The following is a 13,472-nucleotide window of genomic DNA, read 5'->3' as shown; positions in this document are numbered from 1 at the left end:
GCTGCAGCCAGGGGCCGGCTCATGAGCAAGCCCGTTTTTTTTCGATGAGTCCTGGGTCGGTCACCTGCGTCACCATGAGCGAGTGACCCGCGCCGAGCTGAAGATCGAAGCCGCCGCCAGGCAGTTTCAGAGCGAGGGCGTTGCGGTGCGGATTCGCCATTTTATAAAGGGGTAAGCACTGCGCCCTGTAGGAGCGAGCTTGCTCGCGATGGACGTCAACGATAACGCGAGTTGTCTGAAGGAACGCGTCGCCCTTGAGTTCATCGCGAGCAAGCTCGCTCCTACAAGGCATTAGGGTAAGCCGGGGAAGTGTCTAGCGGCTCCGACCCTGCTTCCACCGCCTCAGCAACACCAGGTAGACAAACAGATTGATCAGCAGCACCAGAGCGCCCAGCCATAGTTGTATGTCGGGTGTCAGCCCGGCCGGATAAATCAGCGGCCACAGGTAATGCTCGATGAAACTGCTGGCATAACCGGCCTCGCCGGCGGCCCGGCGCATCTGGTTCTCCCATCCGGTCAGCGGGCAGGGCAAGTGGAAGACCTCGACCGCCACCCCCCAGGCCACCGCAGGCAGATGCCACCAGCACAGCGAGCGCCATTTCAGTACCAGCAGCCCACCGCCCAGCACGAAGAGAATGAACAGCAAATGAAACAGCACCAGCCCGTCGGCGGCTATTCGGTAGAGCATGTCGACTCCGGCGCTCCTGGCGGGTGGGGAGAGAACTCACCATAGCACCGCAGAACGCCAGTGATTCACAGGCAGGCCAGAATGCCGCAATGCCAGTCAGTGAACGGAAATCTATGGTCGGACGATCAACTGTGGCGAGGGAGCAAGCTCCCTCGCCACAGTTGTTGCGTTCGACAAGTGCGCGGGCTCATCCCACACACGCATACACCACCAGCTCCACCAGCATTTCCTCCCTGGCCAGGCCCGCAACCACCACTGCGGCGCGGTTGGGGAAGGGCGCCTGGAAGTACTCGGTGTAGAGCGCGTTCACGGTGGCCAGGTAGCTGCGGTCGATAACGTAGATCAGTACCTGGGTGACCGCGTCGAGCGAGCTACCGGCGGCCTCCAGGGTATGACGCAAGTTGTCCAGCGTCTGCCGGGTTTGTGCTTCGATGCCACCCGCCACTACCTGGCCTTGGCGGTCGATGGGGATCTGTGCGGTGTACAGCGTGCCTTTGCCGACCACGGCCCACTCCATTGGAGCACGAGAGGCAAAGAGGTCGGTCTTGATGGCATGTTTCATCGGTCAAAATCCTGGTTCAGGTATGAAAAAATCAATCCCGGGGCGCGGTCTGGTGACGGCGCCGGAATGTTTAGCAAGGCGTGGCCGCGGCGTTTCTATGTGGCGTCGCTGCTTTCCCCGGCGCCACGGCGTCGCGACTCCTCGGTGCTTTCCACCAGCACCCGTTCACCGAGTTTTTTCAGCATGACCCAGACACTCTCGTCTACCTCCAGACCGCCAGAGAGCTGCTGGCTGCTGCTACTGGCAAGTGTCTGCTGATCCAGGTTCAGACCGGGCGCGAGATCCTCTGGACTCAGGCGTGGCAGCAGCGTGAAGTGTCGAGAGATCAGCACATTGATGCTTTGCTCGTCGCTCTGCGCTGGTTGTTGCAGGTCATATACCCGCAGCGACGGGCTGCTTTGTCCGGCGCTGAACGTGGCCACCAGTTCCTGGCGAGCATCGCGCCAGTAGACGCAAAAGTTCAGCCCCTGTTCGGCGCATCGCGCCAGATAGCCGAGCAGCAGAATGCGGTTGTGGCAGTGGCGGATACGGATCAGCGCACTGCCGCCGCGCAAGGCCTTGCCGACCCCCAGTTCCACGGCTTGGGCGGCACAGCGCAATACGCTCTGGCCGTGAGCATCGAGGGTCAATTGAGCGGCATCTTCGTAACAGGTATCGAAGGGTCGATCGACTTCATTGTGGAGGAACGCGAGGGCTTTTTTCAGCGCGCCAATCCCGTCGAGACCCTGCAGTTGCAGCCAGGCAATCATCTCGGCGGCGTCGTCGCAATCACCCGTGGCGAAGCCGATGCCTTCGAAGGCCTTGCGGCAGATAACCTGCACTTCATTGAGCGAAACGCGCATATCAGAGTTCTCCGGCAGCGGTTGCCAGTTGGGGCATGACGGCGAAGTTCCAGTCGTCATCGAAAGGCTGGCCAATCTCACTGACCAGTGGCGCGCCCTGGAATAAGGTGATGCGTACCCAGCGGCTGGACTTTGGATCGAACTTGCCAGCACCGAAGAACGCCAGCTTGCAGCGCAGCAGGTGGATCGGCAGCATGCCGCGATCCATCAGGTTGGCGCGAATTTCACCATGGCTGCAGCGCGCCATGCCCTGCAAACGGCAGACAGTGCCCTTGAACTGCGGTTGGGCGAGCAAGAAATGCGCGGTCAGTTTCTGTGGGTGCTGTTCCAGAAAGGCAAGCAACGCGCTATGGCAGCGTTGAATATTGTGGGCAATGCCCAGCTGCATTTCCTTCTCGGCGCCGGGCTCCATGGCGCGCTCTCCCAGCCGCGGTTCTTCCTTTTCTGCCGAGCGATACCAGAAGAAATGGTTTGCCTCGGCATTGCTCAGGTCGTAATCGAGGGCCCATTGGTACCGGTCCTCGATCAGCTCGCGCAGCGCTCCCAGAGGCATCTCGGCATTGAGTCGAAAACCTTCCTTGACCGCCATCTGTTCTGCCAGCGGATCGATCTGCTCGGGGTACAGTTCCAGCAGCAGGCTGACCAGCAGTTCCTGGCAGCCCATGTTGCAGTGCCGTTCGGCCCAGGCTTGCAGCCGTGCCCACAGGTCGGCACTGAGCGGTTGGCGGTTGAACCACTCGCTCAACTGTCGAAGATCGGTCAGGGTGCGTTGGTCAATGGCGCTTTGGCGTTGATCTTCGGTCGCGGTTTCCTCAAGGTGCCGACGGGCCCGCTCGAGCAAGGTCCGCAAGCGCTGCTGGTGAGGCAGCTCGGTCGATTGCGCCAGGGCGCGCGCCAGAGCGGTTTCCCTGGCCCACACCCATTGATTGACCAATTGCGGGTGATTGACCAGGAACGGCGCCATGCCCAGACCGGTGGAATTGCCGACGCCCAGGTAGCGTTGCAGGGCAATGTCCAGCCCGACCGCCCGTTGTGGGTTGCGCGCTCGAGCCATGTGTTCTATCTGCTCGATACTGAAATGCCGGAGCAGGTAGACGGTAAACATTTGCGCGCTGAACGGTTGAGTAAAGTCGGCATTGCCTTGCAGGCAGCTGAAGTCGGCGATGCCGAACTTGCCATTGCCATAAACGGCGGTGGTGCGATACAGGTAGCCGACGTCGGCGAGCTGCCGAGGGTCTGGCTGACAACCTTCGGCAAGCGCCCCGAGAAAACGCTCGAAGTTGCGCAGGCTGCGGTTGGCTCGCGAGAGCACCAGCACCCGGGCGTCAAAGCGACCGGCTTCCTGCAAGGGCACGTTGCGGCGCAGATCGGCCAACTGCTGGTCATCCACATCGCCGGCGAGCAGGACGAAGCTGACGTCCCACTGATCGGCGATCACCCGGTCGCTGCGCTTTTCCGGCGGCAGGTACATCGAGAAGATGACGCAGTGATAATGCGCGTTGGCCGTATCGATACGATAAATGGCTGTACCAAAACCCTCGGCATCCAGATCGAAGCAGGTGCGCTGGATGCGCCATTGCTCGTTCATCATTCTGCGCATGCTGCTGCGCACGAAACTCAGCCGGCTCTGGAAATGACTGCCCAGGCGATCCAGGTCCATAACCTGTGCGGCGGGCCGCAAGGTCTGTTGTGGCGTTGTGCCGGAGTGGGGGTGCGACATAATTGCGATTCCTGAACTATTCATGATCAGACAGCCTGCTCGCGAGCCATGTGCCGGGCGATCCGCAGCGCATCCCAGAGCGAGGGCAGGATCAACAGCGAAACCGGAACGGCAGTGATCACAATAAAGGATTGCAGCGCCGTCACGCCGCCCGCGCCGATGGTGATCAGTACTACCGCGGCCAGCCCCATTCCGATGGCCCAGAACGCTCTCAGCCATTTTTTCGGCTTGTCGTTGCTCGACATGGCCATCGCTACGGTGAAGGCCATGGCATCACCATTGGTGGCGACCGAGATGAAGCTCAAGAACAGAAACAGCGCCGAGACCAGTCCACCCAGTGGCAGGTTCTGGGTGACGCCCAACAGCAGGGCTTCGGGTTGCGCGCCATTGGCCGTGACGATGCCGGGCGATTGCAGTTCCAGGCCGATGCCGGTACCGCCGACCACGGTGAACCAGAACATGGTCACAATCGGAGCGATGATCGACAAGGTCATGATGACTTCCCGGATGGTCCGTCCACGGGAAATCTTCGCCACGTAGAGCGCCACCATCGGCGCATAGCCAATGAACCAGCCCCAGTAGAACACCGTCCACCAGTCCAGCCATTTTGGATCGGCGCGAAACAATGTCATCGGAATGAACTGTTCCAGATGCAAGGCGAAGGCTGTCGGGAAACCGCCCAGAATAAAGGCCGTCGGTCCGAACACCACCATGAACACCGCCAGGCCAATCATCAGCCAGACGTTGATTTCGCTGACGAAGCGGATGCCCTTGAGCCCCACCAGGCAGGAGGTGGTGTACAGCACCGTGACCAGAACTATGGTGATGGCCTGGACCGTCAGGTCATTCGGGATGCCCCAGACCGAATGCAACGCACTGCTGATTTGCAGGCCGAGGAAACCGATCGGTCCGATGGTCCCGGCGACCACTGCGATGATCGAGGTGGCATCCGCCAACGTGCCGATCGGGCCTTTGAGCGCTCGTTCGCCGAGCAGCGGATAAAGCAGGGTTCGCGGCGCCAGCGGCAAGCCTTTGTCGTAGTGCAAATGCATCAACACGATCGCCAGCAAGCTGCCCAGTACTGCCCATGCCAGGAAGCCCCAGTGCACGAAGGATTGGGCCAGTGCGGCATGCCCCGCCGCTTCGCTGTGGGGTTGCACGCCAGCGAACAGCGGTGGTGGGCTGGCGAAGTGCATCATGGGTTCCGCCGCCGCCCAGAAGGCGCCGCCGCCAGCGAGCAAGGCGCACATGATCACCGCGATCCAGTTGAAGGTGCTGGTGTCGGGCCTGTGGTCGACGCCGCCCAGCCGCACCCGTCCGCATTTGCTGAAACAGATGAAAAGGCTCACCGCAAAGGTCAGCAGCATCAATATCTGCCAGTACAGTCCAAAGAACTTCGTCGACCAGGCGAACAGCGTATTGACCAGGGTCGACACGCCATCGATATCGATCAGTGCCGCTATCAGGAATGCACCAAGGAAGCCGCCACTGATGAGAAACAGCGGCCAGTCGATGTCTTTTTTACGTGCTGCCAGACTCAGCGGCTGGCTGTCGGCTTGTAGTTCAGTGGATGTTTTCATGATGCCTCCAAAATACGCGCTTGAGGCTGTCCATCGCCGGTTGGGGAGATGAACGGGAAGCTATTGTTTTTGTTTTTCATGCTGTCCTCACGGTTTGGATCAGGCGTCAGGTTTGTGGGGTGGTGGCGCTTTCCAGCAGGCGCAACCAGTTGAGTCCCATGATGTTTCGCACCTCGTCCTCGGCGAAGCCACGGGTCTGCAGGCCACGGGCGATGGCGGGGAAGTCCCGGCTGTCGCGGAACCACTGCAGGGGTGAAGGCCAGTGGGCATTGTCGGCCGAGCCTTCGCCGTAATCCTTGTCCTTGCTCCAGCGTCCGTTGCGCATCCATTCGAGCACTTGCAGCGGCTGTTGTTGGCACAGGTCGGTACCAATGCCGATGTGCTCGACGCCCATTAATTCGGCAGTACTGGCGACCATGTCGCAGAACGTCTCGAGGGTGCAGCCCGACGCGCCCTTGAGGTGGAAGGGGTAAGTACTGAAGCCGAGCAGGCCACCGGATTCGGCGATACTGCGCAGCACCGCATCGGACTTGTTGCGCTTGGCGGCATGGAAGCTCGAAGGGTTGGCATGGGAGATGATCACCGGACGGCTCGACAGCTCGATGGCTTCCAGGGTGCTGCGCTCAGCGCTGTGGGACATGTCGATCAGCATGCCCACACGGTTCATCTCACTGATCACCTGGCGGCCGAAACGGCTGATGCCGTTGTCTTCGCTCTCGTAGCAACCGCTGGCCAGAAGGCTCTGGTTGTTATAGGTAAGTTGCATGATCAGGACCCCAAGCTGGCGGAATATCTCCACCAGGCTGATGTCATCTTCGATCGGCGAGCAATTCTGGAAGCCGAAGAAGATTGCGACGCGTCCTTCCTGATGAGCCAGGCGAATATCTGCTGCCTCGCGCACCGGACGAATCAGCTCGGGCCAGGTCTCGAATCGACGATTCCATTCGCCGATTCGCGACAGGGTTTCCCGGGCATTTTCGTGGTACGCAATGGTGGCGTGAACGGCACTCAGGCCGCCGGCCTGCATCTGGCGAAAAATGTCCTCGCTCCAGTTGGAATATTGCAGGCCATCGATCATCAATAAGTCGTGCATGGTGATCTCCGATTCAGGGACGTACGTAGGTAGTCTTGACCACTGTGTAGAAGTCGCGGGCGTATTGCCCTTGTTCGCGCGGGCCGAAGCTTGAGGCTTTGCGCCCGCCGAACGGCACGTGGTAATCGGTGCCGGCGGTGGGCAGGTTGACCATCACGCAGCCGGTACGGGCGCGGCGTTTGAAATCGCTGGCATGGCGCAGCGACTGGGTAATGATCCCGGCGGTGAGCCCGTACTCGGTGTCGTTCAGCACGGCGAGGGCTTGTTCGTAGTCGTTGACCCTGATCACACAGGCAATCGGACCGAAGACTTCTTCGCGGTTGATGCGCATGTCGTTGTGGCTGTCGATGAATAGCGCCGGACGCATGTAGTGCCCTTCAGGTTGCAGTTCCAGGCGTTCGCCGCCTTCGACCAGCGTCGCGCCTTCTTCCAGGGCCAGCTGCAGGTAATGAAGGTTCTGCTCCAGCTGACGGGCCTCGGCCACCGGACCGATCTGCACCCCTTGCGCAAGTGCATGGCCGACCTTCAGTTGACGCATGCGCGCAATCAATGCAGCGACAAAGCGGTCATGGATGCCGTCGCAGACAATCAGACGCGATGAGGCGGTGCACTTTTGCCCGGTACCGAAGAACGCACCGTTCAACGCACATTCGACGGCGATGTCGAGGTCGGCATCATCAAGCACCACCAGCGCATTCTTGCTGCCCATTTCGAGCTGGCAGCGCACCAGATTGGTCGCTGTGGCAACGGCCACTCGACGTCCGGTCGGCAGCGAACCGGTGAAGGTCAGCGCATCGATATCGGCCGACTGAATCAGACTCTCGCCGACGATGCTGCCGCTGCCCATCACCAGATTGAAGGTGCCTGGCGGCAGGGCCTGGCGACTGATGATTTCGCTGAGTGCCCAGGCGCTGGCAGGGACCAGGTTGGCCGGTTTGAACACCACCGCATTGCCGAAGGCCAGGGCCGGGGCAATTTTCCAGGCGGCAGTCGCCATGGGGAAATTCCAGGGAGTGATGATGCCGACCACGCCGACCGGTTCGCGATGAACTTCAATGTCGATGCCGGGGCGCACTGACGCTGCTGTCTCGCCCATCTGGCGCAGGACTTCGGCGGCGTAATAGTGGAAGAACTGGGCAGAGCGATTGACCTCGCCGATACCCTCGTTGAGGGGTTTGCCTTCTTCGCGGGAGAGCAGATGGCCCAACTCATCCTTGCGGGCAATCAACTCGTCGCCGATGGCCATTAACACCTGTTGGCGTTGCTCCAGACCGGTCGACGCCCAGAGCGGCTGCGCGTCACGTGCTGCAGCAATGGCAGCATGAGTCTGTTCGGTACTGGCCTGGTGATAGTGACCAATGAGGTCCTGAATGTCCGAAGGGCTGTGGTTGGCGATGAGGCCTTGGCCTTCGCACCAGTTTCCAGCGATGTAATTTTTGTAGGGTTGCACTGCCATGGGAACCTCCGATTGCGTGGTCCCCATCTTGAGAGTATTAATCTGCAAATAAAAATTAATAATAAATATAGAACGATAAGGAAAACTTACCATGTTGCCCGAGCTGAAGATTACCCAATTACGTTACTTCGTCCTCGTGGCGCAGCTGAAAAGCTTTCATGGGGCAGCAAAACAGGCCTATCGCACCCAGCCCGCACTGTCCCTGGCCGTCCGCGAACTCGAGCAGAAGCTTGGCCAGGCGCTGTTCGAAAAAAGCGGAAAAACCGAGCTGACACCTTTTGGCGAACACTGCCTGCCACTGTTCCAGGATCTACTCGCCCATCACGACCGAATTGCCCGCGAAGTGACCTTGCTGGCCCGGCATGAGATCGGTCAGGTGAGCATCGCCACTGTACCCTCGGTGGCCAGCCGGCTCTTGCCGCACCTGCTGGCGCGTTTTGTCAGCGAGCATCCCAAGGTGCAGATCAGTATTCAGGACGGTAACGCCGACAGCGTGCAGCAGCTATTGGCCCAGGGGCAGGTGGACTTCGGCATCAGCAGCCTCTGGATGCCGGATGAGAACATCGATTTCCTGCCGATCCTGAGTGATCAGGTTGGCGTGGTCTGTCGGCGTGATCATCCGTTGGTGGCGGCCGGTGGAGCCTTGCACTGGTCGAGCCTGCAAACCTACCCGCTGGTGCGCAACGGCACTTCGCGCTTGCTCGAAGGCACCGAGGCGGCGGGGCTGCTGGAGAGCAGTTTATTGTTCGTTTCCAACATGATTTCCTTGATCGCCATGCTCGAACAGGGCATCGGTATTACGACGTTGCCCTACCTGGCGTTTCCGGCAGGCAATGAACAACTGGCATTCCTCCCCCTCTCAGAACCGAAGGTCGAGCGCCAGATAGGTATCTTGAGCAGGAAGGGACGCAGCCTGTCGCCAGCGGCGGCTGCATTGATGGGTTTCCTGCGTGAGAACATGCAGAGGAAGGGCGATAACGATGATTCGGTAAAAGTCAGCGGGACTTCATTGGCCTGAGATTCACTGAGTTGGCATTCGCGGACCCTGGACGGAGTTGGAACTAGCCGACTCGCGAAAAGGTCTAGTCATCAGTGCTTCCGTTTCTGGAGGCGATGCTGGAGAGACGCCATTGAATATCTTCGAAGCACTGCGTGAGAGCCACGAGCGGCAACGCACCTACGCTGACGCACTGATCCAGACCAGCGGAGACAACCCGCAGCGCGTCGAGGCGTACAAACAGCTCAAGACCGAGCTCCAGGCTCACGAAACGGCGGAGGAGCGGTTTTTCTACATACCGTTGATGGAGTACGACGAGGGTGTGGATTTGAGTCGTCACGCCATTTCAGAACATCACGAAATGGATGAAATGATGGAGGAACTGGATAAGACAGAGATGTCCAGCCCCGGCTGGCTGGCCACCGCGAAAAAGCTCTCCGAAAAAGTCCATCATCACTTGAAAGAGGAAGAGCAGAAGTTCTTCCAGATGGCTGGCAAGATTCTCGACGACAAGCAGAAAGAATCCCTGGCCAGCGGATACATCAAGGAATACGAGGAACAGCTTTCCACCCCCTGAGGGTGGAATGCATCGATCATCCGCTTGGGCATTTCCGGAGATTTCAGGAGTGCCCAGGCCAGGTGTAGGAGTCGCGCAGCATCAGCAGTGCGCGCTCCAGCGGTTCTCCTGAAAGGTTGTTTTTGAGTATGGTGATAGCCCCCAGGGCGGCGTCGAGGGAATCAGCCCTCTGAGCTTGCGGGCATTGCGGCTCGGAGGCGCGCGCTGCATCGATGACATCCTGCTCAAATTTGTTCATGGGGCGTAGAGACTCTTGCTGCGTGGTGCTTTTGTGATAGCAGCAAAAGGCCATTAGTTCCAATTTCATTCGGTAAATTTTATACGACGCAGGGTTGGCGCATGACGTCGGGGACGATCAGTCGATGGAGAGCAAAAAGCGATCATCCAGGCAGCCGGGCGATCACCGCAAGCGGTGCCCTGGATTGTCAGGGTCAAGCCAATCAGTTACGCACGGTAGTTCACCACAGGCTGGCGCTATTGCACGTATAGTTAAATGATATATAAATTTTATTTAATGCTGTCTAACCTTAAGGCTATTGGCGTTGTGCTGTCTATCAATAACAAGAGGTAGAGGTTATGACCAAGCTATTGCCGGTTATCGTAGCGTTATTATTGACGGGATGTTCGTCAGGGCATCAGGCTGCAATGGATGCACATGCACATGCACCTGCACCTGAGGACGCACGGCAGTTAAAGGGAAGTGAGATAAATGAAGCTTTGATAGGTCGATAACTCTCCAGCGTCACCTCGACGGGTTATAAGTTTTTGGAAACTCTCAATCCGGATGGGACTTCGTCAATAGAAATTAGCGGACAGCCCAGACAAAATGGACGCTGGACTATTGCAGAGGATGTCATCTGTGTAACTTATCAAAAATATGGAAAAGAATGCAATACAGTCCGTACTGATGGTAATTCAGTTTGGCTGGTGGATAAAACAAGTAACACCACGAACAATAAATTCAGCAGGCAATAGCACTGCGCAACAAAACTATTTGCTGAGCTCAGGGCGATCTCCAGTCAAGCGACCCACGGCGTGCTGGATATGACAGAAGCATGAATGAATCTGCGCGCACCCGCTAGAATGGGCAAATTTCATGGTTCTGCGGTGGCAGTGATGCGAAGAGAAATTGGCTACTGGGATCGAGAGGGCAGAGAGCTGTTCTACTATCTGGAGTTCAAGGTAGAAACGGCGGAGTTCTTCATCACCTGCGAGCACAAGCCACGCGGTGGCGAAGCGAGTGTCCGATCAGTACTGCTAAGTGAGGCCCGCGGTGAACGCTACTACAATGACGCGTTGCTGATTATCAAGGAGGAGCTTTTCAAGGATTACAGAATCTGAGCGCGTCGCGTCTGCTTGAGGAAACTGCGCGCTCCGCGCGACCCCACCACACGTCGGAAGCGAGGAACAACCAACTGTTGATTGCTTCTACATAGTAGGCAGTCAACGGAGTTTTGCCATGAATGACGACCAGAAGGAAACGGCATTACTGGCCTGGCGCAAGCTATTGAAGGAGCCCGGAATCCGCATGGATCCGGAGGAACATTACGATGAACTTCTCAAGGCAGCCGATGAGCTTGAGCGCGCAGGTGTTATCAGCAATAGCGAATGGCGAAAGCTGGTAAAGGAGGCCAGCACCGCTTTTGCCAATTCGGTAGAGGGGCTGGGCGGCGGCACTTGAAAGTAGCTGCATCTGAATGAAAAAGCCCGCAAATAGCGGGCTTCTTCAACTGGCTTGATTCACACCGCAAAACACTAGCCTCGGCGATAGTAGTCTCCCCGGCGATCATCGTCGCGACGGTCATACGAATCCCGGTCCTTTTTATGGCGGTGGTCGTGATCATGACGACCCCCGCGATCGCGATCCCTGTCGTGGTCGTGGTAGACGCATCCCGAGGACGCCAGGACCGCTAATACCAAGGCAAGCATTGAAAATCGAGTAAGCACTGGTGTCTCCTTTCGCGCGGGTGCTGGGGGTATTCGCCCGACCCTGAGTAGGACAATGCTTTTGCTGGTTAGTTAGACTCGCGCCGAAAAAACTCACTGCTAGTTATTGATCCCATGGGATATTTCAGGAAAACGGCAGCTTGGCTCGCTACCTGAACCGCAATCATGCTCGCGCGATTTCGAGGGGGATTTGCAGGGTGAAAAGAGCACCCAGGCCTGGTCCATCGCTATGGATGCGAAGATGCCCATTCATTTCTACGGCAGCGAGTGCACAACTGTGCAGGCCAAAGCCATGGCCTTCTTTGCGAGTGGTGAAGCCGTGGGTAAAGATGCGGGTCTGGTTCTCGGCGGCGATCCTTTCGCCTTGGTCTTTACTTCGGGCAATGCATCCAGGGAAGTACGCAGTATCGAGTTATGCTGTTGAAACTGCTCAGCCAGTCGGGTTTTGTTTTTCACAGCATCCAGATAGCCCTGCCGTTTTTTTGCTCTCAGGATTTTGACGTTCCAGTTCGCATCAAGTCAATGGGCCGTTTATTCATGATAATCGAGAACTATTGTATTGCCGCTGCGTGGCTGTATCTGGAGAGATGAGCTGAGTACCTTGGGTCGACTTCAACGACATAGGGATCCGTTCATGTTCAGCCGTTTGCTACTCCCGTTTACCTTGCTCTTCACCGTCGGCGCCGCGCAGGCCGTCGAAACTGAAAAATGGTACCCGTCCAACTATGGCGCCAATGACGAGATCGGCGCGCTCAATCTCTTGAACGCCGACTCGGTGATCAAGGCATCCAAACTGATCACCACTGGCAAGACCTATCCGCTGGCGGTACCGGTCGACCGGAATCTGCCGGCCTTTCGTCATCGCAGCTTTCAGTTGACCAACGTCCAGCCCGGCGAGGCTGGCGGCACCTCCAGCGGCCCCAACAAATTTACCTTCAACGATGAACTGGTGGTGGGTTGGACCGGCGTAGGCACGCAGCTCAACGGCATCGGTCACATCGGCATCGATAACGTGTATTACAACGGCAATCGCGCGGCGGATTTCGTCACGGTGGAGGGGGTGAAAAAACTCGGCATCGAGAAGGTCCCGCCGATTGTCACCCGTGGTGTCGTGCTGGACATGACCGCCGTCTTCGGCAGGCCGATAGTTCCGGAAAACACCGAGTTCAGTGTCGCTGATATTCAGAAGGCGCTGGACCTGCAAGGCATCAGAATTCAGAAGGGCGACGTGGTGCTATTCAATACCGGCTGGCTGGAGCTGCTCGGCAAGGACGACAAGAAGTTCCTCGAAGTAGAGCCGGGCATCGGCATGGAGGCTGCCAAATGGCTGGCGGACCAGCAGATCGTTGCGTTCGGCGGCGACACCTGGGCCTCGGAAATCTATCCGGCCAAAGATGGCCAGGAGTTCGCGGTCAACCAATTCATGCTGGCCAAGAAGGGCATCTACAACCTTGAGCTGATCGACAGCCGGGCGCTGGTGCGAGACAAGGCCTGGGAGTTCATGTTCGTGCTGGGACAGCCGCTTTACACGGGTTCGACCCAGGTGAATATCAATCCGGTAGCCATTCATTGAGATGACGATTTGACAGGGAACGCATCCTCGCCGGCTGACGCTGGTGAGGGTTTTGAAGTCTTCGTCCATTGAAACGAGCAATCAGAGCTATGGTCCCCACCCTTGATAGTATCGCTGCGCGCTTGCGCCTCAAACAACTGCGGCTGTTGATCGCCCTGGATGATCGGGGTTCGCTGCACAAGGCCGCCGAGCATATTTCGATTTCTCAGTCCGGCGCCACCAAGGCCCTGCATGAAGTCGAGTCATTGCTCGGCATGCCGCTGTTCGAACGCCAGCCCAAGGGCCTGCTGGCCAATGACATGGGGCGATGCGTTATCCGTTATGCGCGGCTCATCTATAGCGATGTGGAGCATTTGCATAAAGAGATGCTGAGCATCATGCAGGGCCAGGGGGGACGGTTGTCCGTGGGGGTCATCACAGGTGCATGTTCCTTCCTC

At 58.1% G+C, this 13,472-nt stretch carries 13 protein-coding genes and 3 pseudogenes; 7 read left to right on the top strand and 9 right to left on the bottom strand.

Annotation, left to right across the window (positions count from 1 at the left end; all coding sequences use genetic code 11):
* Window positions 1–34 precede the first annotated feature (34 nt).
* Window positions 35–175 (top strand): annotated as a pseudogene (locus ACA064_RS20180) (MFS transporter); the annotation flags it as partial.
* Between the two features lie 138 nt (window positions 176–313).
* Here the strand turns inward: ACA064_RS20180 and ACA064_RS20175 are convergent.
* The 7 genes from ACA064_RS20175 to ACA064_RS20145 all read right to left on the bottom strand — a co-directional run bounded on the left by ACA064_RS20175 (window position 314) and on the right by ACA064_RS20145 (window position 7,941).
* The gene (locus ACA064_RS20175; RefSeq protein ID WP_497669700.1) at window positions 314–688 is read right to left on the bottom strand and encodes a DUF2784 domain-containing protein; all 375 of its coding nucleotides are present in this window, start codon (window positions 686–688) and stop codon (window positions 314–316) included.
* 187 nt (window positions 689–875) lie between these two features.
* Entirely contained in the window at window positions 876–1,250 is a 375-nt protein-coding gene (locus ACA064_RS20170) for a RidA family protein (protein WP_497669699.1), read from the bottom strand.
* A gap of 95 nt (window positions 1,251–1,345) precedes the next feature.
* Complete coding sequence (locus ACA064_RS20165) at window positions 1,346–2,092, bottom strand: DUF3726 domain-containing protein (RefSeq protein WP_497669698.1); 747 nt, start codon at window positions 2,090–2,092, stop codon at window positions 1,346–1,348.
* A gap of 1 nt (window position 2,093) precedes the next feature.
* Window positions 2,094–3,812 (bottom strand): hypothetical protein, encoded by a 1,719-nt coding sequence (locus ACA064_RS20160; RefSeq protein ID WP_497669697.1) that lies wholly within the window; start codon window positions 3,810–3,812, stop codon window positions 2,094–2,096.
* Window positions 3,813–3,838: 26 nt separating this feature from the next.
* Window positions 3,839–5,392 (bottom strand): BCCT family transporter, encoded by a 1,554-nt coding sequence (locus tag ACA064_RS20155; protein ID WP_497669696.1) that lies wholly within the window; start codon window positions 5,390–5,392, stop codon window positions 3,839–3,841.
* Window positions 5,393–5,498: 106 nt separating this feature from the next.
* Entirely contained in the window at window positions 5,499–6,485 is a 987-nt protein-coding gene (locus tag ACA064_RS20150; RefSeq protein WP_497669695.1) for a dipeptidase, read from the bottom strand.
* A gap of 13 nt (window positions 6,486–6,498) precedes the next feature.
* Complete coding sequence (locus ACA064_RS20145; protein WP_497669694.1) at window positions 6,499–7,941, bottom strand: aldehyde dehydrogenase family protein; 1,443 nt, start codon at window positions 7,939–7,941, stop codon at window positions 6,499–6,501.
* Between the two features lie 91 nt (window positions 7,942–8,032).
* Between ACA064_RS20145 and ACA064_RS20140 the strand changes: the two genes are divergently transcribed.
* Both ACA064_RS20140 and ACA064_RS20135 read left to right on the top strand, forming a co-directional pair.
* Window positions 8,033–8,959 carry a LysR family transcriptional regulator gene (locus ACA064_RS20140; RefSeq protein WP_497669693.1) on the top strand — a complete coding sequence of 309 codons (927 nt, stop codon included), beginning with the start codon at window positions 8,033–8,035 and terminating at the stop codon, window positions 8,957–8,959.
* A gap of 112 nt (window positions 8,960–9,071) precedes the next feature.
* Window positions 9,072–9,515, top strand: a complete 444-nt coding sequence (locus tag ACA064_RS20135) for a hemerythrin domain-containing protein (protein WP_497669692.1) — start codon at window positions 9,072–9,074, stop codon at window positions 9,513–9,515.
* A 43-nt stretch (window positions 9,516–9,558) separates the two neighbouring features.
* On the opposite strand, the gene ACA064_RS20130 is transcribed toward ACA064_RS20135, so the two are convergent.
* Window positions 9,559–9,753 (bottom strand): hypothetical protein, encoded by a 195-nt coding sequence (locus ACA064_RS20130; protein WP_497669691.1) that lies wholly within the window; start codon window positions 9,751–9,753, stop codon window positions 9,559–9,561.
* An 821-nt stretch (window positions 9,754–10,574) separates the two neighbouring features.
* On the opposite strand from ACA064_RS20130, the gene ACA064_RS20125 reads away from it, so the two are divergent.
* Window positions 10,575–10,856: a hypothetical protein gene (locus tag ACA064_RS20125; RefSeq protein ID WP_497669690.1), complete on the top strand. Its 282-nt coding sequence runs from the start codon at window positions 10,575–10,577 to the stop codon at window positions 10,854–10,856.
* Between the two features lie 118 nt (window positions 10,857–10,974).
* The gene (locus tag ACA064_RS20120) at window positions 10,975–11,196 is read left to right on the top strand and encodes a hypothetical protein (protein WP_497669689.1); all 222 of its coding nucleotides are present in this window, start codon (window positions 10,975–10,977) and stop codon (window positions 11,194–11,196) included.
* 429 nt (window positions 11,197–11,625) lie between these two features.
* Here the strand turns inward: ACA064_RS20120 and ACA064_RS20115 are convergent.
* Window positions 11,626–11,835 (bottom strand): annotated as a pseudogene (locus ACA064_RS20115) (ATP-binding protein); the annotation flags it as partial.
* Between the two features lie 261 nt (window positions 11,836–12,096).
* On the opposite strand from ACA064_RS20115, the gene ACA064_RS20110 reads away from it, so the two are divergent.
* Together ACA064_RS20110 and ACA064_RS20105 are read left to right on the top strand one after the other, a co-directional pair.
* Window positions 12,097–13,035 (top strand): cyclase family protein, encoded by a 939-nt coding sequence (locus tag ACA064_RS20110; RefSeq protein WP_497669688.1) that lies wholly within the window; start codon window positions 12,097–12,099, stop codon window positions 13,033–13,035.
* A gap of 89 nt (window positions 13,036–13,124) precedes the next feature.
* Window positions 13,125–13,460 (top strand): annotated as a pseudogene (locus ACA064_RS20105) (LysR family transcriptional regulator); the annotation flags it as partial.
* Between the last annotated feature and the right edge of the window lie 12 nt (window positions 13,461–13,472).

The sequence above is a fragment of the Pseudomonas sp. LBUM1658 genome (assembly GCF_059716055.1).
The sequence above is the reverse complement of the archived record's forward strand: the minus strand, read 5'-3'. Positions and strand labels throughout refer to the sequence as shown.